At 66.4% G+C, this 22,327-nt stretch carries 18 protein-coding genes and 1 tRNA gene; 9 read left to right on the forward strand and 10 right to left on the reverse strand.

Annotated elements, in window-relative coordinates:
• Window positions 1-255 precede the first annotated feature (255 nt).
• Both ACIQCS_RS06005 and ACIQCS_RS06010 read right to left on the reverse strand, forming a co-directional pair.
• Window positions 256-975 carry a Crp/Fnr family transcriptional regulator gene (locus tag ACIQCS_RS06005; RefSeq protein ID WP_345851106.1) on the reverse strand — a complete coding sequence of 240 codons (720 nt, stop codon included), beginning with the start codon at window positions 973-975 and terminating at the stop codon, window positions 256-258.
• 177 nt (window positions 976-1,152) lie between these two features.
• Window positions 1,153-1,350, reverse strand: a complete 198-nt coding sequence (locus tag ACIQCS_RS06010) for a hypothetical protein (protein ID WP_345851107.1) — start codon at window positions 1,348-1,350, stop codon at window positions 1,153-1,155.
• A gap of 112 nt (window positions 1,351-1,462) precedes the next feature.
• Between ACIQCS_RS06010 and ACIQCS_RS06015 the strand changes: the two genes are divergently transcribed.
• Window positions 1,463-1,547, forward strand: a tRNA-Leu gene (locus ACIQCS_RS06015).
• A 70-nt stretch (window positions 1,548-1,617) separates the two neighbouring features.
• Entirely contained in the window at window positions 1,618-3,210 is a 1,593-nt protein-coding gene (gene tig, locus ACIQCS_RS06020) for a trigger factor (protein ID WP_345851109.1), read from the forward strand.
• 359 nt (window positions 3,211-3,569) lie between these two features.
• Here tig and ACIQCS_RS06025 read toward each other — a convergent pair whose 3' ends face one another.
• Window positions 3,570-4,157: a DUF4328 domain-containing protein gene (locus ACIQCS_RS06025; protein WP_345851110.1), complete on the reverse strand. Its 588-nt coding sequence runs from the start codon at window positions 4,155-4,157 to the stop codon at window positions 3,570-3,572.
• 98 nt (window positions 4,158-4,255) lie between these two features.
• Between ACIQCS_RS06025 and ACIQCS_RS06030 the strand changes: the two genes are divergently transcribed.
• On the forward strand, window positions 4,256-5,182 hold the full coding sequence (locus tag ACIQCS_RS06030; protein WP_345851112.1) for a glycosyltransferase family 2 protein: 927 nt from the start codon (window positions 4,256-4,258) through the stop codon (window positions 5,180-5,182).
• Window positions 5,183-5,501: 319 nt separating this feature from the next.
• Window positions 5,502-8,102, forward strand: a complete 2,601-nt coding sequence (locus tag ACIQCS_RS06035; RefSeq protein ID WP_345851113.1) for a TonB-dependent receptor — start codon at window positions 5,502-5,504, stop codon at window positions 8,100-8,102.
• A 77-nt stretch (window positions 8,103-8,179) separates the two neighbouring features.
• Here ACIQCS_RS06035 and ACIQCS_RS06040 read toward each other — a convergent pair whose 3' ends face one another.
• The 3 genes from ACIQCS_RS06040 to ACIQCS_RS06050 form a co-directional block, all read right to left on the reverse strand.
• Window positions 8,180-9,517: an ATP-binding protein gene (locus ACIQCS_RS06040; RefSeq protein WP_345851115.1), complete on the reverse strand. Its 1,338-nt coding sequence runs from the start codon at window positions 9,515-9,517 to the stop codon at window positions 8,180-8,182.
• 3 nt (window positions 9,518-9,520) lie between these two features.
• Entirely contained in the window at window positions 9,521-10,225 is a 705-nt protein-coding gene (locus ACIQCS_RS06045) for a response regulator transcription factor (protein WP_401530314.1), read from the reverse strand.
• A 296-nt stretch (window positions 10,226-10,521) separates the two neighbouring features.
• On the reverse strand, window positions 10,522-11,559 hold the full coding sequence (locus ACIQCS_RS06050) for an aldehyde reductase (RefSeq protein ID WP_345851117.1): 1,038 nt from the start codon (window positions 11,557-11,559) through the stop codon (window positions 10,522-10,524).
• 201 nt (window positions 11,560-11,760) lie between these two features.
• On the opposite strand from ACIQCS_RS06050, the gene ACIQCS_RS06055 reads away from it, so the two are divergent.
• From ACIQCS_RS06055 to ACIQCS_RS06070, 4 genes are all read left to right on the forward strand, one after another.
• Window positions 11,761-12,417, forward strand: coding sequence for an ATP-dependent Clp protease proteolytic subunit (locus tag ACIQCS_RS06055; protein ID WP_401530316.1), 657 nt, complete (start codon window positions 11,761-11,763; stop codon window positions 12,415-12,417).
• Between the two features lie 120 nt (window positions 12,418-12,537).
• The gene (gene clpX, locus ACIQCS_RS06060) at window positions 12,538-13,794 is read left to right on the forward strand and encodes an ATP-dependent Clp protease ATP-binding subunit ClpX (RefSeq protein ID WP_137864312.1); all 1,257 of its coding nucleotides are present in this window, start codon (window positions 12,538-12,540) and stop codon (window positions 13,792-13,794) included.
• Window positions 13,795-13,989: 195 nt separating this feature from the next.
• Window positions 13,990-14,757 (forward strand): DUF4760 domain-containing protein, encoded by a 768-nt coding sequence (locus ACIQCS_RS06065; protein ID WP_345851119.1) that lies wholly within the window; start codon window positions 13,990-13,992, stop codon window positions 14,755-14,757.
• A 334-nt stretch (window positions 14,758-15,091) separates the two neighbouring features.
• Window positions 15,092-15,757, forward strand: a complete 666-nt coding sequence (locus tag ACIQCS_RS06070) for a hypothetical protein (RefSeq protein WP_345851120.1) — start codon at window positions 15,092-15,094, stop codon at window positions 15,755-15,757.
• Here ACIQCS_RS06070 and ACIQCS_RS06075 read toward each other — a convergent pair.
• A complete protein-coding gene (locus ACIQCS_RS06075; RefSeq protein WP_345851122.1) occupies window positions 15,726-17,183 on the reverse strand; it encodes an NCS1 family nucleobase:cation symporter-1 in 1,458 nt (485 codons plus the stop codon). The genes ACIQCS_RS06070 and ACIQCS_RS06075 overlap by 32 nt on opposite strands.
• Before the next feature lie 141 nt (window positions 17,184-17,324).
• On the opposite strand from ACIQCS_RS06075, the gene ACIQCS_RS06080 reads away from it, so the two are divergent.
• Window positions 17,325-17,945: a hypothetical protein gene (locus ACIQCS_RS06080; RefSeq protein WP_345851124.1), complete on the forward strand. Its 621-nt coding sequence runs from the start codon at window positions 17,325-17,327 to the stop codon at window positions 17,943-17,945.
• Window positions 17,946-18,059: 114 nt separating this feature from the next.
• On the opposite strand, the gene ACIQCS_RS06085 is transcribed toward ACIQCS_RS06080, so the two are convergent.
• From ACIQCS_RS06085 to ACIQCS_RS06095, 3 genes are read right to left on the reverse strand one after another with little or no spacing between them, the layout of a single operon-like run.
• On the reverse strand, window positions 18,060-18,665 hold the full coding sequence (locus tag ACIQCS_RS06085; protein WP_345851126.1) for an isoprenylcysteine carboxylmethyltransferase family protein: 606 nt from the start codon (window positions 18,663-18,665) through the stop codon (window positions 18,060-18,062).
• Window positions 18,666-18,667: 2 nt separating this feature from the next.
• The gene (locus ACIQCS_RS06090) at window positions 18,668-20,383 is read right to left on the reverse strand and encodes a M1 family metallopeptidase (protein ID WP_345851127.1); all 1,716 of its coding nucleotides are present in this window, start codon (window positions 20,381-20,383) and stop codon (window positions 18,668-18,670) included.
• 10 nt (window positions 20,384-20,393) lie between these two features.
• Window positions 20,394-22,124 carry a M1 family metallopeptidase gene (locus ACIQCS_RS06095; protein WP_345851129.1) on the reverse strand — a complete coding sequence of 577 codons (1,731 nt, stop codon included), beginning with the start codon at window positions 22,122-22,124 and terminating at the stop codon, window positions 20,394-20,396.
• Window positions 22,125-22,327 lie beyond the last annotated feature (203 nt).

The following is a 22,327-nucleotide window of genomic DNA, read 5'->3' on the forward strand; positions in this document are numbered from 1 at the left end:
CTGCAATCCCCGCCGCCGCATAGCAAGCGGGTGGCCGCCGGCTGGTTCGTCGAGCCACGACATGCCGGCAATCCCGGCGACAAGGCCCGCGAGCGGCGCCACCCAGCCGCGCGCGATGCCGGGGCAGTGGAGTAGCCAGTAGAGCGGCAATGCCACCAGCCCGCCGACCATGACGGTCGGCAAATAGGCGAACGGGAAGACGAAGGAAGTCTGCCCGGTCTCGAAGCCCTTGAAGGGCGAGGATGCCGGCGAACCTTAGTTCGCCGGCCGATCGAGATACAAATAGAGCGGGTCGAACTCGGCAACCGCTTCCAGTCCCGGCCGGTTGTGGATGGTCACCCGGCCGCCGCGAAAATCGGCCAGGCCCGCCTCGCGCAACTCGCGCAGCACGCGGTTCACATGGACCCCGGTAAGGCCCAGGCATTCGGCGAACTGGTTCTGGGTGATCGGCAGGCCGAAACTGCTGCCTTCCGCCGCGCCGACGGCGAGCAGCCGCGACTGCAACTCGCAGAGCAGGTGCGCGGCGCGCTCGATCGCGTTGCGCCGGCCGAGCGAGACTTCCCATTCGCGATGGATGCTCGCGTCGAGATTGGTCGAGAACCAGAAGGCACGCGTGAGGGCCGGGAAGCGGCTGGTGATCTCCGTCACCTTGGCGTGCGGCGCGCGGGCGATGCGGCAGGGCGTGAGGGTGATCACATTGTGATCGAGATAGCCGAGCGTATAGCCGTGCAGATCGGCGAAATCGCCCGGCACGTGCAGATGGGTGATCTGGCGCTGGCCGTTGCTGAGGTCCTTGTAGCGCGCCAGCAGCCCGTCGAGCAGCAGGATCGAGCTGTTCAGCCGCTCTCCGCGGCGCACGATCACCTGCTCGGCCGCATGGACGAACGGCCCCTGCAGCGCGGCACGAAGCGCTTCCTCCTCCGGAGCGCCGATTTCGCAGCGCAGCCGGAGCTTCTTCAGATGCTTGTCGATCATGGATGGCCGGGAGTTATTGCTGGTCCGAATCCTGGTGTCCTATGCCGCGGGCGCCGCCCGCTGCCGCTATGGACTCCATCGGTGAACGGCGACCGGCTGGGCTCCCCATGGCGCCGCCGCCTCGGGTTTCGGTGATCTGCGCGAGATCGAAGGGCGGGTCTTCACGATCATTGTCGTTCATCCTCTCTCTTCCTGTCGGGCAATCGGCTGGCCGGGCGCGGGCACCGCGGGCGTGGCCGGCTGTGGTGCGGGCACGTCGATGTCCGGCGCCGGCGGATCGAGTTCGGGAGGCGGGCTCGTCGGCTGGCCCGGATGCGGCGCCGGGGGTTGCTCGGCGGGCGGCACGGTGGGCTGGACGGGCGGCTCAACAGGCACGATCAGTCTCCTTGTTTCGGTAGACCAACGCTTCGCGTCGCGATGAAGTTGCCTGCGCCCTTGCGATGAAGGCCCCGACTGCTATAGAGCCCGCCGACCGGCGGTGCCCTATGCGGGCGTGGCGGAACTGGTAGACGCGCCAGATTTAGGTTCTGGTATCGAAAGGTGTGGGGGTTCGAGTCCCTTCGCCCGCACCAGCATCGCCGCTCGTTTCCCGCGTCACCGGACGCCGCGAGACCTTTTCTGAAGTTTGGAAGCCTGAGAAAAATGCAGACTGTCGAGACGTTGAACGAGGGCCTGAAGCGCGCCTACACGCTCAAGATCACTGCCAAGGACATCGATTCGAAGGTCGATGCCGAGGTCAAGCGGGTTGCCCCGCAGGTCCGCATGCCGGGCTTCCGCCCGGGCAAGGTGCCGACCAACCTGATCCGCAAGATGCATGGCGAGGCGATCGCGCAGGACGCGCTCAACAGCTCGATCCAGGAAGGCGTGCAGAAGCTGATCGCCGACCACAAGCTGCGCCCGGCCGTGTCGCCGTCGGTGAGCCTGGAAGGCGAATATGCGCCCGGCGGCGATGCCGAGATCAAGGTCGAGCTGGAGGTCCTGCCGGACGTCCCGACTCCCGCGATCGACGGCCTGAAGCTCGAGCGCCTGACCGTTCCGGTCAGCGAGGAAGAGGTCAACACCCAGCTCAAGCAGCTGGCCGGCCAGCAAAAGGCCTGGGTCGACGCCCCGGCCAAGCACAAGGCCGCCGAGGGCGACCAGGTGACCATGGACTTCGCCGGCACCGTCGACGGAATCGCCTTTGACGGCGGTACCGGCACCGACATGTCGGTCGAGATCGGCACCGGCCGCCTGATCCCGGGCTTCGAGGACCAGCTCGTCGGCGTGAAGACCGGCGACGAGAAGACGATCGACGTCGCCTTCCCGGCCGATTACGGCGTGCCTGACCTGGCCGGCAAGCCGGCGCAGTTCGCGCTCAAGATCACCGCGGTGAAGACCGCCGGCGAGACCGAGATCAACGATGATTTCGCCAAGACGCTGGGCCTGCAGAGCCTGGAGCAGCTCACCGGCCTGCTCAAGGGCCAGCTCGAGCAGCAGCTGAACGGCCTGACCCGCACCTATATGAAGCGCAAGCTGCTCGATCAGCTGGCGGCCGGCCATGACTTCGAGGTTCCGCCCTCGATGGTCGATGCCGAGTTCGACCAGATCTGGCACCAGCTCCAGCACGAGGCCGAGCATGAGGCCGATCCGGCCGCGGCGAAGGAGGAGCTGGAAGCCGAGCGCGCCGATTACGTGAAGATCGCCGAGCGCCGCGTGCGCCTGGGCCTGCTCCTCTCGGAGATCGGGACCGCCAACGGTGTCGAGGTCACGCCGAACGAGATGAACCAGCTGATCGCGCAGGCCGCTGCCCAGTACAGCCCGAACGATCGCGAGCGCTTCTACCAATATGTCCGCAACGAGCCGATGGCCGCCGCCCAGCTGCGCGCGCCGCTGTTCGAGGACAAGGTGGTCGACTTCCTGTTCGACAAGGCCGAGATCAGCGACCGCGAAGTGACTCGCGAGGAGCTGGAAGCCGCGATCGAGAGCGATGAGGGTTTCGACACCGGCACCCACACGCACGACCACGACAACCACAAGCCGCGCAAGTCGAAGAAGGCGGAAGCCGGCGAGGGCGAGGCCAAGGCCGAGAAGAAGCCCGCCGCCAAGGCGAAGAAGGCCGACGCCGAGCCGGCCGAAGCCGAGGCGGCCAAGAAGCCGGCCGCCAAAAAGGCTCCGGCCAAGAAGGCGGATGAGGCCGAGGGCGAGGACGAGGCCAAGCCCGCCAAGAAGGCGCCGGCGAAGAAGAAGGCCGACTGAGGCCCTTCTCCTTCTAGGGAAATGCAAGGCCCTCGCTCCCTGGTGGAGCGGGGGCCTTTGCTTTGGCGCTTATCCCGCTGGGACAAATACCTCTCTGCCATCTCCGCGAAGGCGGGATCCATTGGCGCTGCGGTTCCGGCTCCATCGCCTCCGACAGCCGGAATGGGTCGCCGCCTGCGCGGGGATGACGGCTATTGGGGCACTCCTTGTCTCAAGGGGATAATCGCCCTTTGCTTTTCGGATCAGAAGGCCTGCCCGAGGTCGGAGGGCGGCTGCCCGTATGGGGGCGGGCGATCCGCGGGATCGTCACTACAGCGGTGACCAGACTGGCCGGATGTGCACGCCGATCGCACCGATCTTCAGGCGAAGACCCGGGCGAGTTCCGGCCCACGCAGGCGGGCTTGCGCGGCCACGATCTCGCGCAGCATCTGGATGGCGACCAGCGCGAGCGCGACGTCGGCAACGCCCTGCGCCCAGAACCCGGCCTGATCGTCGCCGCGCGTGAAGATCATGGCGATCGCGGCCGCAAAGCCGTGGAGGAGCCACAGACCCCACCAGATGGCGACGATCGGCTCGTTATGGCCAAGGTCCTGGCGGCCATGGCTGGCATTCCACAACTCGCGCATGCCCTGATAGGGCACGAAGAGATTCGCGATCGGCACCGCGAACCACCAGATGCGTGCGCCCGGGGTGAACTCGAGCGCGTCGAAGCCGAAAGCGATCAGGTTGCGGCCGGCGCGATGGATCCACATGCAGAACAGCACGATCGTCGCGAGCTTGATCAGCGCGGCGATCCCGTTGAGGCCGTCGGCGTTCGGCGCGATCACGGCGGAATAGAAGACGGGGAACAGCCGTGCGCCGCCGAACATCAGCGGCTTGTAGAACGCATCGATAACCACCATCGCGATGACGGCCGCCGTCAACAGCCGCAGGCTTCGTGTTTCCATGCGCGTTCCCCCTTTCGCGAAAGGATGCGCGGGGCCTTGCGGCTTGCCAAGATGAAATTGGTGTCGAACGGTAACCATTTCCGCCCTATGGCTGGCGCATGAGCAAGCCGACCGTCGCCGTTATCCTGCCCTGCTACAATGAAGAAGCCGCGATCGCGCAGACGATCGAGGGGTTCCGCAAGGCGCTGCCGGATGCGGCCATCTACGTCTATGACAACAACAGCCGCGACCGCACGATCGAAGTCGCGCGGGCGGCCGGCGCGGTGGTCCGCAGCGAGCGGATGCAGGGCAAGGGCAATGTCGTCCGCCGGATGTTCGCCGATGTCGAGGCCGATATCTATGTGATGGCGGACGGCGATGCGACCTATGATCCGGCCGCGGCGCCCGCCATGGTGGCGCGGGTGGCGGAGGAGGGGCTCGACATGATCGTCGGCACGCGCGTGCACGAGGCGGCCGAGGCCTATCGTCGCGGGCACGTGCTCGGCAACCGGATGATGACCGGCATCCTCGCCAGGCTGTTCGGCCGCAGCTTCACCGATATCTTCTCGGGCTATCGCGTCTTCTCCCGCCGTTTCGTGAAGAGCTTCCCGGTGCTGTCCGCCGGCTTCGAGATCGAGACCGAGATCAGCGTCCATGCCCTGGAGCTGAAGATGCCGGTGGGCGAGGTGGAGACGCGCTACTTCGCCCGGCCCGAGGGATCGGAGTCCAAGCTCAGCACCTATCGCGACGGTTGGCGGATCCTGAAGACGATTGCGGTGCTCTACCGGATCGAGCGGCCGATGCTGTTCTTCGGCTGGATCGCCACGGTGTTCGCCGCGCTGGCGGTGGGGCTCAGCATTCCGCTGGCCGTCACCTGGTTCGAGACCGGACTGGTGCCGCGCTTCCCCACGGCGATCCTGGCGACGGGATTGATGATCCTTTCCTTCCTCAACCTGTTCACCGGACTGATCCTGGACACGGTGGTGCGCGGGCGGCGCGAGGTGCGGCGGCTCGCCTATCTGGCGCAACCGGGGCCGCTCAAATAGGCGCTCCGCGCGAATCGAGATCCACATTCTGGGCGTATCCGATCTGATGAGGTCATGCCTCGCCGGATTGCTTTTCCATGGGCGCGTGTCTCCTGGGGTTGGCCTGTTTTGGAAAAGAAACTTCGATAGCGGCAGTCAATTGACCTGAGGTGATTATTTAATCTGTTAATGGTTTTATTGAATTTATTGTTTGATTTTCGTTAAATGAAACGAAAATGAAAAGGTCATTACTTTACGGCTGCTGTCATTGTAACAATAATGCCAACTGCAATGCGTAGGGGCGCCCCGATCAGGAATGAACCTGAGGGGGGTTACCCATATGCAGAACGTTTCCCGCTTCCGTCTGTCGCTGCTCGCGGGCGCGACGCTGCTCGCGCTGTCCGCGACGCCGGCGCTGGCGCAGGACCAGGCGGCGGCGACCGCCGCCGCTCAGGCCGACAACAGCGACCAGGGCGGCCTGGGCGAGATCATCGTCACGGCGCAGCGTCGCGAGACCAACCTCCAGCAGACGCCGATCTCGATCTCGGTGCTGAGCACCGAGGCGCTTCAGGATCGCCACGTCCAGAGCCTGTTCAACCTGGCCGACGGCACGGTGCCGTCGCTGCGTGTCGCGACGTTCGAGGCGCGCCAGTCGGCGCTGACCATCGGCATCCGCGGCATCGTTCCCTATGACCAGAACCAGACGGCCCGCGACGGCGGCGTCAGCGTCTATATCGACGGCGTCGCGCTCGGTAAGACCCAGGGCCTCAATGCCGCGCTGTTCGACATCGAGCGCATCGAAGTCCTGAAGGGCCCGCAGGGCACGCTGTTCGGCCGCAACACCGAAGGCGGCGCGCTCTCGATGGTCACCAAGGCGCCCACCGGCGAGTTCGGCGCGCGCATGACCGCGGGACTCGGCAATTATGGCAGCCGCAACGCGGACATCCATCTCGACCTGCCGGCGTTCTTCAACATCGCGCTGAAGTTCGACGGCGTGTACCAGCACCAGGATCCGACGGTGAAGGACCCGCTCGCGGGCTCGGTCGGCTGGAACTATTATGATCGCAAGGGCGGCCGCGCCGCTGCGCGCTGGACGCCGTTCGATGGCCTGACTGCGGACTTCTCCTATGATTATGCGAAGGACGAGAACACCCCGCAGTTCAGCCAGCTGATCAACTATAATCCGAACAACTACACCGTCGGCACCTATACGCCGGCGGGCGGCACGCTCGGCACCACTCTGTATCTGCCGGGCACCGCCACCGCTTGCGGCGGCACCATCACCGCGGCCCAGGCCGCGGCCGGCCGTCTTCCCTGCGTCGCGCCGCTCGCGCCCGCGGTCGGGGTGCATCCGGAGCGCCAGAAGGTCGCCGATGTCGGCGTGCCGCAGCAGCCGAGCGTGGACATCACGCACGGCTTCACTTCGAACCTGAAGTACAAGGTCGCCCCGGGCCTCGAGCTGCGCTCGATCACCGCGTGGCGCGGCGTCAGCACCGACCAGTGGGACAATTCGGGCGGTCCGGAGCGCAGCACCTATGCGCCGAACGCGAACTTCAGCCGCTACAGCCTGTCGTTCCTGAAGCAGCACCAGTTCAGCCAGGAATTCCAGGCGGTCGGTACCTTCGACCAGTTCGATTTCGTCCTCGGCGCCTATTATTTCACCGAGCACGCAACCGAATATGCCGCGACGCCGCTCAGCAACCAGTGGAACGCGGCCGGCACGGCCTACACCATCCGCAGCCCGATCATCGACAGCTCGGTGACCGGGAACATCAGCTCGGCCAATTCGGGCTATCAGCCCTATGCGCCGTCGTGCAACAACACCCTGGCCGCGACCGTCCCGCAGTTCACGAACAGCTGCCAGTTCATCACCCGCGCCAGCAAGGCCTGGGATCATAACTATTCGGCGTTCGGCAACCTGACCTTCTCGCCGGAAGGCACCGGGCTGCACTTCACCGCCGGCGGCCGCTTCACCAAGGACAAGCGCCGTGGTGCGCTCTATGTGGTGAACAACGCGGTGCAGGGCTTCACCTTCGAGAACAGCATCAGCCGCTTCGATCCGATGTTCAACATCTCGTACGATGCGACTCGGGACGTCCACCTCTACGCCAAATATTCGACCGGCTTCCGTGCCGGCGGCGCCAACGACCGGTCGCAGAGCTTCAACGCCTTCGGTCCGGAATCGGTGAAGTCGTACGAGGTCGGGGCGAAGATGGACTTCTTCGACCATCATGCCCGCCTGAACATCGCCGGCTACATCATGGACCGCAGCAACACGCAGTTCGACTTCGACCTGTTCGATACGGCGGCGACGATCACGCTGCCCAACGGCACCGCGGTCCCCAACCCGACCAACGGCGCGCACATCGAGCAGACCCAGAATGCCGGCAACACCAAGATCCGCGGCATCGAAGCCGATCTGACGGTGAAGCCGACCGCCGGGCTGACGCTGTCGGCTTCCTATGCCTATACCTATTGGAAGGCGCCTTCGGCGGTGAACCCGTTCACCGGCGGCCTGCCGCAGCAGCTCTACATCGTCTATACGCCGAAGAACGCGGCGTCGGGCGCGATCGACTATGTGATGCCGCTCGCCATCGCGGGCGGTGCCAATCTGCGCCTGCACCTCGATGCCAACTATGCCAGCAGCCAGTACAGCTTCCAGCTCGAGCCGACCAAGACCGATCCGAGCTTCGTCGTGAACGGCCGTATCGCGCTGGCGGACATCAAGATGAACGACAGCGCGCAGGTGACTCTGTCGCTGTGGGCCCGCAACCTGCTCGACAAAACCTATATCTATCGCCGGTCGAACGCGAACTCGTCGCCGGTGTACAACTATAATGGCACCACCCTGGTCTCGACCAACTATGGCGGCATTCTGGGCGACTATGCCAATTTCAACCCGCCGCGCACCTTCGGCGCGGAGGCGAGCGTCAAGTTCTGATCCCCGGTCCCCGGCGACGAGCCGGGGAGCGGATTGCGCGAAAGGCGGCCCGGGCGGTTATCCGTCCGGGCCGTTTCTCATTGGGCGAGCGGCAGGCAGACGCGGACGCGCAGGCCGGGCCGGTTGTCCGTCAGCTCGAGCGCGCCGCGATGGAGCACGGCGATCGCCTGCACCAGCGGCAGGCCGAGCCCGTGCCCGGGGCGGTTGCGGCTATGCTCAAGCCGGCCGAAGCGGCGCAGCGCGCGCGCATGCTCGTCCGGAGCGATGCCGGGGCCGTTGTCGGCGATGGTGAGGACGGCGGCATCGGCTTCCCGCGCCACCGACACTGCGAGCATGGCGCCCGGCGGCGTGTGATTGACTGCGTTCTCGATCAGGTTGACGACGAGCTGGGTGAGCAGCCGCGCGTCCCCCTCGACCGGCGCGCTGTCCCAGGGGCCGAGGCGAAGCGTCTGGCCCCTCTCGTCCGCCAGGACCTCGAGTGCCTCGGCTGCCCCCGCGGCGATCTCCGCCAGGTCGAGCCGGCGGAACATCGACCGGCGGTCGCCGCCCTCGACTTCGGTGATGCGCAGGATCGCGGCGAACATCGCCAGTATCTCCTCGCTCTGCGCCATCGCTTCCTCGATTTGGGGGCGGAGCGCATCGGCGCCGGGCTGGGCGCCGAGCCCGGCAAGCTGGCCGTGGAGCCGGGCCAGCGGCGTGCGCAGATCGTGCGCGACGTCGTTGGAGATCTGGGAGAGGCTTGTCATCAGCGCCTCGATCCGATCGAGCATGTGATTGAACGCCTCGGCCTGGCGGCCGAATGCCGAGCCCGCCCGCTCGACCGGCACGCGCGCGCGCAGGTCGCCGTCGACGATCGCTTCCGCTGCCTTGCGCACCGCTTCGATATTGCGCCGGATCGCGAGGCCGAGCGCGAGCGTGCCCAGCGCCACGAGCAGCAGGATCGTGCCGAAGCCCGACGAGAGGATCAGCATGCGGTGCGAATCGTGATGATCGATCGGCTCGCTCTCCGCCGCCAATGCCAGGGTCAGGCCATTCGGCAGCGCGTGCACCAGTGCCCGTCCGCGGGTGAGGCCATGGATGCCGGCGCTCCGGTCGATCGTCGAGAGGCCCTGGGGGAAGCCGTGCGCGGGCGTCATGTTGCCGGCCAGGTGCCTGCCGCTCGCGTCGGTCAGCAGGAAGCCGATGTCACCGCTGTCGCGCCGCCGGGTCTCCTGCGCGATCCGGTGCATGAGCAGCGTCTGATCGGGATCGTCGGCGAGCAGCTCCGCGGCTTGTCCCTGCAGCCGCTTGTCCACCTGTCGATCGATCGCGCCGACAAGGGCCAGATAGACTCCGGCGCAGGTCAGCACCGTCGCGAGCGCTATGGCGGTGAGGAAGGCGAGCGCGATCGCCCGGAGCGAGCGAGGCGGCGCCATGGCTCAGGCGCGGAACATATAGCCGACTCCGCGCACGGTCACGATCGGATCGGGCAGGCCGGGCAGCTCGAGCCGCTGGCGCAGGCGCCGGATATAGGCGTCGACGATGTTGGTGGTGGGGACGAAATCATAGCCCCAGACGCGCTCGAGCAGCAGCGGCCGGGTGAGCACCGTGCCCGCCTCGCGGACGAGCTCGGCGAGCAGCTTGATCTCGGTCTTGTGCAGCTCGATCGGCCGGCCGGCGCGCGTGACCCGGTGCCGGGCGACGCTCACCGTGACGTCGCCCGCGGTCACCGTCGCGCTGTCGGTGCCATTGGCCTGGCGGCGGCGGAGCAGGGCGCGGATGCGTGCATGGAGCTCGTCGGTCTCGAACGGCTTCACGACATAGTCGTCGGCACCCGCCTCCAGCCCTTCCACCCGCTCGGGAAGCCGGCCGAGCGCCGTCAGCAGGATCACCGGCGTCATGACTTCCTGCTCGCGCAGCCAGCGCAGCACGTCGACTCCGTCGACGAACGGGAGCATCCGGTCGAGGATCACGATGTCGAACGGATCGTCGCCGATCGCGGTGATCGCCGCGCGCCCATCGGCAACCGATTGGACCGCATAGCCGCGCTCCCGCAGCTGGTCCGTCAGCAGCCGGCGCAGCGGTTCGTCATCTTCGACGAGGAGGAGGCGTATGGGATCGTCGGGCATCGATTGGCTGACCAAGGCGCGCATCCAGGCAAGGTTCGTGCCCGTGTAAGGGGAAGGCGGGCAAAGGTCGATCCGAAACAATGGGGCCGGAAGCGTTGGCGCTTATCCCCCTTTGGACAAGGATCCCGTTATCGAGATGGGTCGAGGCTCAGCGAATTCCCTCCAAAGGCAGTTCCCCGGCCTTCGCCGGGGAACGGACAGGATGTCAGGCCCTCCCCCTATTCCTCCAACCATCCTGGCCAAGCCGGGAGGATGCATGGCGCCACTCGTTCCAAGGGGACAATTACCGAAAGTGCTCCGGCCCAAAGCGATCAGCGGCGGGTTTCCACCAGTCCCAGCGCGATCAGGCTGTGCGCGGAGGCGAGGATCGCCTCCGCATTGCCGCGCGGCTGCCAGTCGAGCAGCTTGCGCGCCTTGACGTTGCTGGCATTGGCCCGGATGCCGAGCCGCGGCGCCGCCTCGCGCGCCATCGGATTGAACAGGGCGAGGACGCGCACCAGCCAGCTCGGGATGCGGCGGCGCGTGATGTTGCGGGCCGCATCGCCCAGATCGGTGCGCAGGATATCCGCCATCTCGGGAATCGAGACGGCCTTGCCCGCCACGGCGAGGAAGCGCTCGCCCGCTGCGCCGGCATGCGTCATCGCCTCGATCTGCAGGCCGGCCACGTCGCGCACGTCGACGACGCCGAACCACAAATCGGGCAGGCCGGGCATCTTGCCCTCGAGCATCGACTTCACCAGCCAGATCGAAGTGGAGAGATCGTCGTTGAGCGCGGGGCCGAAGATGCCGACGGGATTGACCACCGCCAGCTCGAGCCCGTTGCCCTCTGCCGCGACGAAGTCCCACGCCGCGCGCTCGGCGAGCGTCTTGGACTTCATATAGGGCTGGACGGCCGGGCCGTTCACATCGGTCCAGTCCGCTTCGGTATAGTCGCTTTGGCGCTGGCCATGGCCATAGCCGATCGCGGCGAAGCTGGAGGTGAGCACGACGCGCTTCACGCCGGCGTCGCGCGCCGCCCGCAGCACCCGGAGCGTGCCGTCCACCGCCGGTCGGATCAGCTCCTGCTCGTCCGCGGGCTGGCTCTGCGGGAAGGGGGAGGCGACGTGCTGCACATAGTCGCGGCCGGCCGCGGCCTCCGCCCAGCCTTCGTCCTGCTCCAGATCGGCGGCGACGAAGCTCAGGCGGCGCGTATCGGCGCCGGCCCGCTCGAGCGTCGCGCGGACCTGCGGCTCGCGGGCGAGGCTGCGGACGGTGGTGCGGACATCGTGTCCCGCCGCCAGCAGCTGGAGGATGACATGGCTGCCCACGAAGCCGGAGCCGCCGGTGACCAGGACCTTGTGCGTCGTCATGATGCCATCATGGGACGGCAGCGTTGCGCCTTCAAGGCAGTGCGGGCGCGGGGGCGTGCCCCTGGCAGGGCATCCGCCCGTTCGCCCGTGACGGCCCCTCCGCGAAAGCCCTTGTCGCGACTAACCATAACCAAGGCTTGAACTCCGCTCGCCAAGCGCCGATGTTGGGCCGGGCAAACAGATATAACGAGATTTTCACCCATGCATCCGCTTTCCGGTCAGATGACCATCGACCCCGTCACCGGCGGTCTCGTTCCCATCGTCATCGAGCAGTCGAGCCGCGGCGAGCGCAGCTTCGACATCTATTCGCGCCTGCTGCGCGAGCGAATCGTCTTCGTGACCGGCCCTGTCGAGGACCATATGGCCTCGCTGATCACCGCCCAGCTGCTCTTCCTCGAGTCCGAGAACCCGAAGAAGGACATCTGGATGTACATCAACTCGCCGGGCGGCGTGGTGACCGCCGGCATGGCGATCCACGACACCATGCAGTATATCCGTCCGCGCGTCGGCACGGTCTGCATCGGCCAGGCGGCCTCGATGGGCAGCTTCCTGCTCGCCTCGGGCGAGCCGGGCCTGCGCGTGGCGCTCACCAATGCCCGGATCATGATCCACCAGCCCTCGGGCGGCGCCCAGGGCATGGCTTCGGACATCGAGATCCAGGCCAAGGAGATCCTGCGGATCCGCGCGCGGATGAACGATCTCTATGTGAAGTATACCGGCCAGCCGCTCGACAGGATCGAGCGCGCGATGGACCGCGACACTTTCCTGGAGGCGAATGAGGCCAAGGAATTCGGCCTGGTCGACGAAGTGTACGAGAAGCGGCCGGTCCCCACCGACGGCGAAGCCGCGGCGGCCTGATCGTCAGGAGCTGTTTAAGGAGTCTGGTGTAATAGCCAGATTCCGGGTTTGCCGGATAATCTCCCGCGTGTAGGATGGCGGGTGGCGTAACGTGCGCGCGGCGCACCAAGGATGGATTGAATGACCAAGCTCAGCGGCGGTGACTCGAAGAGCACGCTCTACTGCTCGTTCTGCGGCAAGTCGCAGCACGAGGTGCGCAAGCTCATCGCGGGCCCGACCGTGTTCATCTGCGACGAGTGCGTGGAGCTCTGCAACGACATCATTCGCGAAGAGACCAAGTCCGCGCTCGTCAGCAAGAAGGACGGCGGGGTTCCGACGCCGCAGGAGATCTGCGACGTCCTCGACGATTATGTGATCGGCCAGAAGCGCGCCAAGCGCGTGCTCTCGGTGGCGGTGCACAACCATTACAAGCGGCTGAACCACGGCGCCAAGGGCGCGGACGTCGAGCTCTCCAAGTCGAACATCCTGCTCGTCGGCCCCACCGGCTGCGGCAAGACGCTGCTCGCGCAGACGCTGGCGCGCATCCTCGACGTGCCGTTCACCATGGCGGACGCCACCACGCTCACCGAAGCCGGCTATGTCGGCGAGGACGTGGAGAACATCATCCTCAAGCTGCTCCAGGCCTCGGACTATAATGTCGAGCGGGCGCAGCGCGGCATCGTCTATATCGACGAGATCGACAAGATCAGCCGCAAGGCCGAGAACCCGTCGATCACCCGCGACGTCTCGGGCGAGGGCGTGCAGCAGGCGCTGCTCAAGCTGATGGAAGGCACCACGGCTTCGGTTCCGCCGCAGGGCGGCCGCAAGCATCCGCAGCAGGAATTCCTGCAGGTGGACACGACGAACATCCTGTTCATCTGCGGCGGTGCTTTCTCGGGCCTCGAGAAGATCATCGGCGATCGCCTGCAGGGCAAGTCGATCGGCTTCGGCGCGCATGTCGCGGCACCGGACGAGCGCCGCACCGGCGAGATGCTGAAGCAGGTCGAGCCGGAGGATCTGCTCAAGTTCGGCCTGATCCCCGAATTTGTCGGCCGCCTGCCGGTGATCGCGACGCTCGAGGATCTCGACGTCGAGGCGCTGATCAAGATCCTCACCGAGCCGAAGAACGCGCTGGTCAAGCAGTATCAGAAGCTGTTCGACATGGAGGGCGTGAAGCTCGGCTTCAACGACGATGCGCTCACCGCGGTCTCGAAGAAGGCGATCGAGCGCAAGACCGGCGCGCGTGGCCTCCGCTCGATCCTGGAGGGCATCCTGCTCGACACGATGTTCGACCTGCCGTCGATGGACGGGGTGGACGAGGTCGTGGTCGACAAGGACGTGGTCGGCGGCACCAAGGAGCCGGTGCGCGTCTATGCCAAGAAGGAAAAGGCGGGCTGATAATTGCGGGTTAGGAAACTCTGCGCTATATCGGCGTTGAAGCATTGCGCTTGGCGGGAAGGTGATAGGATGACGCATATGGCCCTTGGCACCATGAATGCGAAGCCTGCCATGGAAGACGTGCCTGGCGGCTGACGCACAGGCCGATGCTTAACCAAACAGCCCCGCAAGGGGCTGTTTTCGTATGGAGCTCCGGTGCCGGTGCATCGTCACGCCATCCAAAAGCAGATCTGCCTCGCAATCCTGCGCGGAGAAGGCGAGGCGGCGTTCGATCTCCACCGTGTCTCCACTATGGATCGTGCGCTGTATCAGCGCATGGCCGATGAAATGGTGCAGCGGGTCATCGCGCGGCATTCGTCCTTCTCCGAATATTATCGTGTTTCGATAAAGAACCCGCTTGGCGCCAGCCTCTGGCTCGCAGGGGCGCTTGCGACGACGGCGGGCATGGCGGCGATAGCGCTTCTGCAAACGATCGAGTGGAAGGCGCTTGTCGCCTCGTCCGCGCTGAACGGCGTCATCGGCCTGTTTGCGATCACCGCTGCCGCTGCCGGCTGGGGCGTTTCGAGCTGGGTCGCACATCGCAATACGCGATCGAAGCATACGCTCGACATCGTCGCGGCGCGTTTTTCGCAGCCGGCATTCAGCCAGGCGCTGGCGGATTTCAACGCGGGCTTTGTCGGGCTCAAGATTACCGAGGCACTGGTCGCCGAATTCGCTACCTCGCACGATCCGGTCAAGATCAATGCCGTCCGCGGCATGCGATATCTGGTGAATTTCTTCGAGTTCATCTCCGTCGGTATCATCTATGGTGAGTTCGACGAGCGGATTATCGCCAAGACGCTCCGCGGTAATATCCGATATGTCTATGACAAATGCGCGGGATGGATCGGCGAGCTGCAGCAGCGAAATCCGAAGACGCTCGAGCATTTCACCCGGGTCCGCGCGCATTACGAAGATTTGTGAGGCGCGTGCCGGATGAAAGGCGCTAGGTTGAGAACTCAAGCAAGTATCTGATTTTCTACCGTCACCCCCGCTATCCCTTCCTCGTCATCCCCGCGCAGGCGGGGATGCAGGGCCAAGGGCAAGGGGCGCGAGGTTCGCTTTGCCGTTTCCGGCAAGCATGCGCGTGATTGCTTCGATCATCCCGAACTACCCTGGATCCCCGCCTGCGCGGGGATGACGGGTGGAGTTTCAACGGCTTGTTTGGGTTCTCACCCTGGCCCCGTCGTCAACTCGGCGGGCTTGCTCTGCGACCAGCCTCTGGCATCATGCTGCGGATGGGGATCGGGGGGCGGCGTTGAGCAAAGCGGCCAGACTTGCCGCCGCGCAGGCGCGGCGCCGCAATGTCCGTTTCCGGCACGCCTTCACCTGGCTGCTGGTCGGCGCGGTGGTCTATGCGGTGGCGCTGGCGCTTGCGATCCTGCTCTATCCCGATCCGAAGGTGGTGCTGGCGCCGGTGATCGGTCCCAGCCTGTATCTCACGCCGCTGTTCGGCATGCCCTATCTCTTCGCGAGCGCGCGGCAGCGCGGCTGGGCGCGCCGGCTGCTCTATTTCACCGCGGCGCTCACCTTCGCGCATGTCGCGGCCAATTATCTCGCCTGGCGGCATGCCTCGATCAGCTTCGCGCTCGAGCCCGATCCCCGGGCCTATGTCGAGGATCTCGGCACCGGGGCGGTGGGCGGGTTCGCCGGCGGCACGCTGGCGCTGATGCTGCTCCTGCCGCTGCGCCTGGCGCCCTTCCATGCCGGCAGCCGCGCGATCATCCTGCTCGGCATCGTCGCGCTCACCCTGCTCGGCGCGTTCGGCATGGCACAGGGGCTGCTGCTCACCGGTGCCCATGGCTATCAGCTCAAATCGGCGGGCTTCGTCTTCTGGCTGGAGTGCGTGCATCTGCCCTGGCAGGCATGTCTGGCGTTCTTCCTGGCCTGGCTCATGCGGCTGGGGCGGCGACCCGCGGGCTGAGCCGCATCAGCGCGAGATAGACGAGCAGCGCGATGGCCAGCCCGACGAACCAGGCCCAGGTGTAGATCGCCATCCATACCGGCCCGACGGCGAAGGCCCCGGGCGCGGCGGTGGCGAGGAAGCCGGGCAGGTTGGGCAGCACCCCGGCCGCGAAGGCGATCAGCGCCGCGGGGTTCCAGCCGCGGCGATAGGCATAGGCGCCGTCCGTGCGATAGAGATCGTCCACTCGCAGCTCGGTCCGGCGGATCAGCCAGTAATCGGCGATCAGGATGCCGGCGATCGGCCCCAGCAGCGCCGAATAGCCGGCGAGCCAGACGAAGATATAGCCGCCCGTGGACGCGAGCAGCTTCCACGGCATCATCAGGATCGCGATCGCCGCGGTGATCATGCCGCCGGTGCGGTAGCTGATCCGGGCCGGCCAGAGCGAGGAGAAGTCATAGGAAGCGGAAACGAGGTTGGCGGCGATGTTGCACGAGATGGTGTCGATGCTGATCACGATCAGCCCGAGCAGCACCAGCGGCCCCTCGAACCGGCCGGAGAGCGCGACCGGGTCCCAGATCGCCTCGCCATAGATCACCACGGTGGCGCTGGTGGTGATCACGCTGGCGAGCGCGATCAACCCCATCATCGGCGGCAGGCCGAGCGACTGGCCGATCAGCTGGTCGCGCTGCGAGCGGGCGAAGCGCGTGAAGTCGGGGATGTTGAGCGCGAGCGTTGCCCAATAGCCGATCATCGCGGTGAGCGCGGGCCAGAACACCGCCCAGAACTGCCCCGCCTTCGCCCCGCCCTGCACGAAGGCGGAAGGGGCGTGGAAGATGGGGCCGAGCCCGCCCGCCGCCTGCACCGCCCACCAGACCAGGGCGATGCAGACCAGGATCTTGGCGGGCGCGGTCCAGGTTTCCAGCCGGCGGATGGTGAGCAGCCCCTTGCGCACGAAGAAGAGCTGGAGCGACCAGAAGAGGAGGAAGGCGATCAGCTGCCCGATCCCGATGCCGAGCAAGGGAAGCGGGGCGCCGCGCAGATCGGCGCCGACCAGCACGCCGAGCAGAGTGAGCAGCGCCTCGCCGCCGATCCAGGTCTGGATGCCGTACCAGCCACAGGCGACCAGCGCGCGGGCCAGGGCGGGCAGCCGGGCCCCGGCCGTGCCGAACGCGGCGCGGACGAGCACCGCATAGGGGATGCCGTGCCGGGCGCCGGCATGGCCGATCAGCAGCATCGGCACGAGCACGATGACGTTGCCCAGCAGCACGGTGAAGGCGGCCTGGCCGGCGGACATGCCCTGCTCGACCAGCCCGGCGGCGAGCATCCAGGCGGGCACGGCGACGATCATGCCGATCCACAGCGCGGCATAATGATACCATGCCCAGCTGCGTTGCCCGGGCCCGGTCGGCGCGAGGTCGGTGTTCCAGAGCGCTTCGTCCGCCATGCTTCCCCCCGGTATGTCGGCTCAACGGATCGGAATGTCGCGCGAAGCTCGCTGCACTGCAAGATCGGCCTTTGTTGACGGTTGACGCGACTCAAGATGAGGCGCACCCTAGGTGTATTGGCCGGATAGAGGAGTGTTCCTATGTCTGATGCTGCAATCCTCGCGGATGAAGATCCCCGCGAGTATCATTCGTCGTTCAATCTTGCCCTCGATTCCGCCGCGGGCACGGCATTCAAGTGGCTGATCCTCGGCCACCTGTTCTTCATCGCCGGGTTGTGCGTGCTCACCCTGGCGAATGTCGCCAACGCGGCCGTGTGGCTCACACCCCTGCTCACCTTGCCCCTGGTCTGGGCCGGGCGGGGCCACAAGCTGGCGATGAAGGTCATCGTGCTGATCGTCGGCCTCACCTTCGCGCACTGGGCGGGCGCCCAGCTGGCGAACCAGGTCAACGCGTCCACCGATCCGATGCGGTTCGGCCTGATCGGCGGTGGCGTGGGGGCGGGCCTTGCCCTGCTGTTCGTGCTGGGCAGCGGCCTCGGCCGGCGCGGCGTCGCGCCGATGATCTTCGCCGTGTTCGGCACGGCGATGCTGGCGGGCCTCGGCGCGCTGGTCGTCTATCTCTACATGACCACCGGCTCGACGAACGAAGCCTTCCCGAGCAACTGGATCCAGCTGCTCAAGATCTACACGCCCTGGCAGATCGGGTTCGCCTTCGTCCTCGCCAAGGTGCTGCGGCCGGATGGCGCGGTGATCGAGGAATAGGGTTGCGTGCCGGGGGCTATCCCCGGCACCTGCTCCAGGGTCACGACTCGATCAGCAAACCCCGTCATCCCCGCGAAAGCTGGAATGACGGGGTTAGCTGACAGGGGCTCGCCCCTAGATCAGCCCGGGCACGAAGCGCTTCACGCGCGCGGCATAGGCGTCATAGGCGGCGCCGAATTGCGCGCGGAGGAGCTTCTCCTCGCGGCGGACGCGCATCCAGGTGCCGAGCCAGTAGAGCGGGATCCCCAGGATCAGCCCGCGCCAATGGCCGAGCGCGAGCGCCATCACGAGGATCCAGACGAACAGCGCGACATAGATCGGATTGCGGACCACCGCGAAGGGCCCCCAGGTGACGAGCTGATGGTCTTCGCGGGTGCGCGCGACGATCGCCCAGTTGCGCCCCATGGCGCGCGAAGAGGCGATGAACAGCCCGATCACGCCGGCCATCAGCACCAGGACGGCGGCGAACTGCGCGATCGCGCGCAGGTCCGGCGTGCCCAGGACCAGCTCGAGCGGGCCGAATCCCACTACGAGAAACCCGAGCGCCTGCACCGCGACGCCGAGCATCGAGCCCGAATCGCGTTTGCTCGTCACTTCGGTGCCCGCTGCGCCGCGCCTGCCCTTGGCGGCGAGCAGTGCCGCGACCCAGACGAACATGCTGCCGAAAAGCGCGGCGACCGCGTAGATGCTGGTAGGTTCGGGATGGACGAGCGCGATCATGATCACCTCCGATAGGCATAGCCCTGATAGGCTTCGACGGCCGCCGAATATTTGAGGATCCGCGAGTCCGGATCGACGACGACATGGGCATCGGCCGGCACGTTCAGCGTCGCGGTGCCGCCCGGCATCTCGACCATGCGCAGCTTGCCGTCGACCGAGACTTCGACCGGCAGCGGGAAGGGCTTGTCGTTCGCCACCTTCCAGCGCAGCGTCAGCGTGTCGCCCTGGCGCGCCTCGACCAGTTCGGGCAGCGGCGCCTGGTAGAGATAGACGTCGAAGAACCATTGCATGTCGCGGCCGGTCACGTCGTTCACGATCTTGATGAAGTCCGGTGTGGAGGCGAAGCGCGGGGTGAAATTGCCCGGCCTGGGATCGGGGCGGCCATAGACGAGCCGGCGCGTCGCATCGAAGAACCTGTCGTCGCCGATCAGGTTGCGCAGCGTGTGGAGGATCCAGGCACCCTTGACGTAGATGTCCTGGCCCGGCCCGCCATTCGCTTCCTCGTACACCTGCTCCTCGGTGCGGATCTGGCCGGAGACGATCGGGGCATGGTTGGTGATCTGGAGGCGGAATTCGTCCATCATCACTGCATAGCGCGCCTCGCCCTCGCGCCAGCGGCCGTAGAGCGGCTGCATGTACTGCGCGAAGCCCTCGTGCAGCCAGTAATCGTCCCAGTTGCCGGCGGACATCTGGTTGCCGAACCATTCATGGCCCAGCTCGTGCTGGAAGATCTCGTCGAAGCCCGAGGGATATTGCTTGTAGTCGTTGCCATAGGCGTTGATCGTCTGGTGCTCCATGCCGAGATGCGGGGTCTCGGCCACGCCCATCTTCTCGTCGCTCCAGGGATAGGGCCCGATCACGCGCTCGTAGAAATCGAGCGCGGGCGCGAATTCGGCGAACAGCTTCCTCGCCTTCTCGTCGCGCCCGGGGATGTACCAATATTCCATCGGGATCACGTTGCCGAAGCGGCTCTTATAGTCGGCCTGGATCAGCTTGTAGGGGGCGATCTGGAGCGTCACCGAATAGGGATTGGGGCTGCGCGCGCGCCAATGCCAGGTCGAGCGGCCGTCGGGCAGCATGTCGGTGCCGATCAGCTTGCCGTTGCCCGCGACCTTCAGGTCCTTGGGCACGGTGACGTGCAGGTCGACCATGTCAGGCTCGCCCCTGGGAAAGTCGAGGCAAGGCCAGAACAGGTCGCAGCCATAGCCTTCGGCGGTGCTGGCGATCCAGGGCTGGCGATCGGGCCCCGGAGTCCTGGCCCAGACCATGCCGTCGTCCCAGGGCGGACGGACCGCGACGTGCGGGGTGCCGCCATAGCTGATCTTCACCACTGCCTTGCCGCCGGCCTTGAGCGGGCGGGGCAGGGTGACCATCAGCCGGCCCTCGGGGTTCGACCAGTCGGCCGGCGCGAGCGCCGTGCCGTCCACGCTGATCGCGGTGACGGGCAGGTTGCGGTCGAGATCGATCTGGAGCGCCTTCTGCGCGATCGCGCTGGTGATGGTCAGCGTCGCGACGCCGGCGATGCGCTGCGTCGCCGGGAAGACCTCGATCGCGAGATCGGCATGGTCGAGGTGCAGCGCGGCGCGCTCGGGGCTGATCGGGCCGCCCGATTCCTTCGTGGTCGGCGTCAGCGGCGGCTCGCCGGGCTTGACGGTCTGGGCCTGCGCGGCCGTGGCGGCGAGAGCAAGTGCCGAAGCGACGAGGAGAGACGGATGCATCGGAACCTCCTTAGCGCGATGTCTGCGCCGCGCGCCACGCCTGGAACGCGTCGATATCGGCGGAGCGCTTCAGGATCTTCGACCAGGGATCGACGACGTAATGCGCGCCCGCCGGCAAGTCGATCGTGTCGCTGCCGCCAGCCATCGCCAGCGTGACCAGCCGGTCACCCACCTGCACCTCCACCGGCATGGGGAAGGGCCGGTCGCCCGGCGTCTTCCAGGCCAGCGTCAGCCGGTCGCCCTTCCGCTCGGCCAGCAGCTCGGGCAGCGCGGCCTGGTACAGATAGACGTCGAAGAACCATTGCAGCTTGCGGCCCGAGGTCTGCTCCATGAAGGCGATGAACTCGGGCGTGCTCCGGTAGAGCGGCTTGAAGTTGCCCGGCCGGGGATCGGTGCGGCCGTAGATCGCCAGCCGCAGCCCGTCGAAAAAGGCCTTGTCGCCGATCAGGTTGCGCAGCGTGTGCAGCGTCCAGCTGCCCTTGGTGTAGATGTCGCCGCCGCGACCGTTCTTGTCCTCGTACACCTCCTCGGCCGATTGCGGCTTGCCGGTGACGATGGCCGATTTGGCGCGGATGCCGATGCGCTCCTGGAGCAGCATCGCGGTATAGTCGCCCTTGCCGCTTCGCCATTCGGCGTAGAGCGGCTGCATATAGGTGCCGGTGCCTTCGTGCAGCCAGAAATCGTCCCAGTTGCCCGCGGTCAGCTGGTTGGCGAACCATTCATGCGCGAATTCGTGCTGGAACAGGTCGTCATAGCCCCAGGGAGTCTTGGCGTATTTGTTGCCATAGGCATTGACCGTCATGTGCTCCATGCCCTTGTGCGGCGTCTCGACCACGCCGAGCTTCTGGTCGCCGAACGGATAGGGGCCGATCATGGTCTCGAAGAAGTCGAGCGTCGGGGCGAATTCCGCGAACAGGCCCCTGGCCTGCGCCTCCTCGCCGGGCAGATACCAGTAGAACATCGGGATCGTGTTGCCGAAGCGGCTCTTATAGTCGCCCGAGATCACTTCATAGGGACCGACATTGAGCGCGATGCCGTAGAGCGTCGGATCGGTGACGTGCCAGTTCCAGGTCGAGCGGCCGTCGGCCAGCGTGTCGGTGCCCTTGAGCACGCCGTTCGAGATCGCCTTCAGCCCCTTGGGCACGGTGATGTGCAGGTCGACATGATCGGGCTCGTAGGTGGGATAGTCGATACACGGCCAGAACAGGTCGCAGCCTTCCATCTGCACCGCCGTCGCCACCCAGGGCTGGCCCTGCGGCGTCTTCGCCCAGACGAAGCCGCCGTCCCAGGGCGCGCGCACGGCCGTATGCGGCGTGCCGCCATAGGTGATCGCCGCGGTTACCGTGCCGCCCGCGCGCACCGTCTTGCCGAGCTGGACGGTCATGCGGCCCTCGGGGTTGCTCCACGCCCCGGGCCGGAGCGGCTTGCCGTCGATGGCGATCGCGGAAACCGGCAGGTTCCGGTCGAGGTCGATCACCAGCGTGCGGATCGGCGCGGTCGCGACGAAGCGCAGCGTGCCCACGCCCTGGATCGACTGGCTGTCGGGCAGCACTTCGATCCGGAGATCGGCGCTCTGGAAGCGCACCAGCTTCTGCACCGGATCGAGCGGGCCGCCCGAGCTGCTCGTCTGCGCGGTGAGCGGCGGTTCGCCCGGCTTGATCGTCTGCGCGGCGGCGGGAGCGGCGGCGAGCGCCAGGGCCGAGGCGGCGAGGAACGGGGACGTGCGGATGCGGGCCTCCATCAGGCGGTGAGCGCGTCGGGCGCGATGCGGAATTGAACTGGCCTTGCGGCGTGCCGGCAAGGGAAATCCGTGGCGCGGCCGGCCGATGCGGTCGCAAAAACCCTTGTCCGTGCCGCATTGGGAAGCAACACTCCACAACCTAACCGCGTTCGGCGATTGATGCAGGCAGCCCGGCCCCCATATAATGGTGCTGAGGAGCCCTG

The organism is Sphingomonas sp. NPDC092440, assembly GCF_044754985.1.
Taxonomy (GTDB): domain Bacteria; phylum Pseudomonadota; class Alphaproteobacteria; order Sphingomonadales; family Sphingomonadaceae; genus Sphingomonas.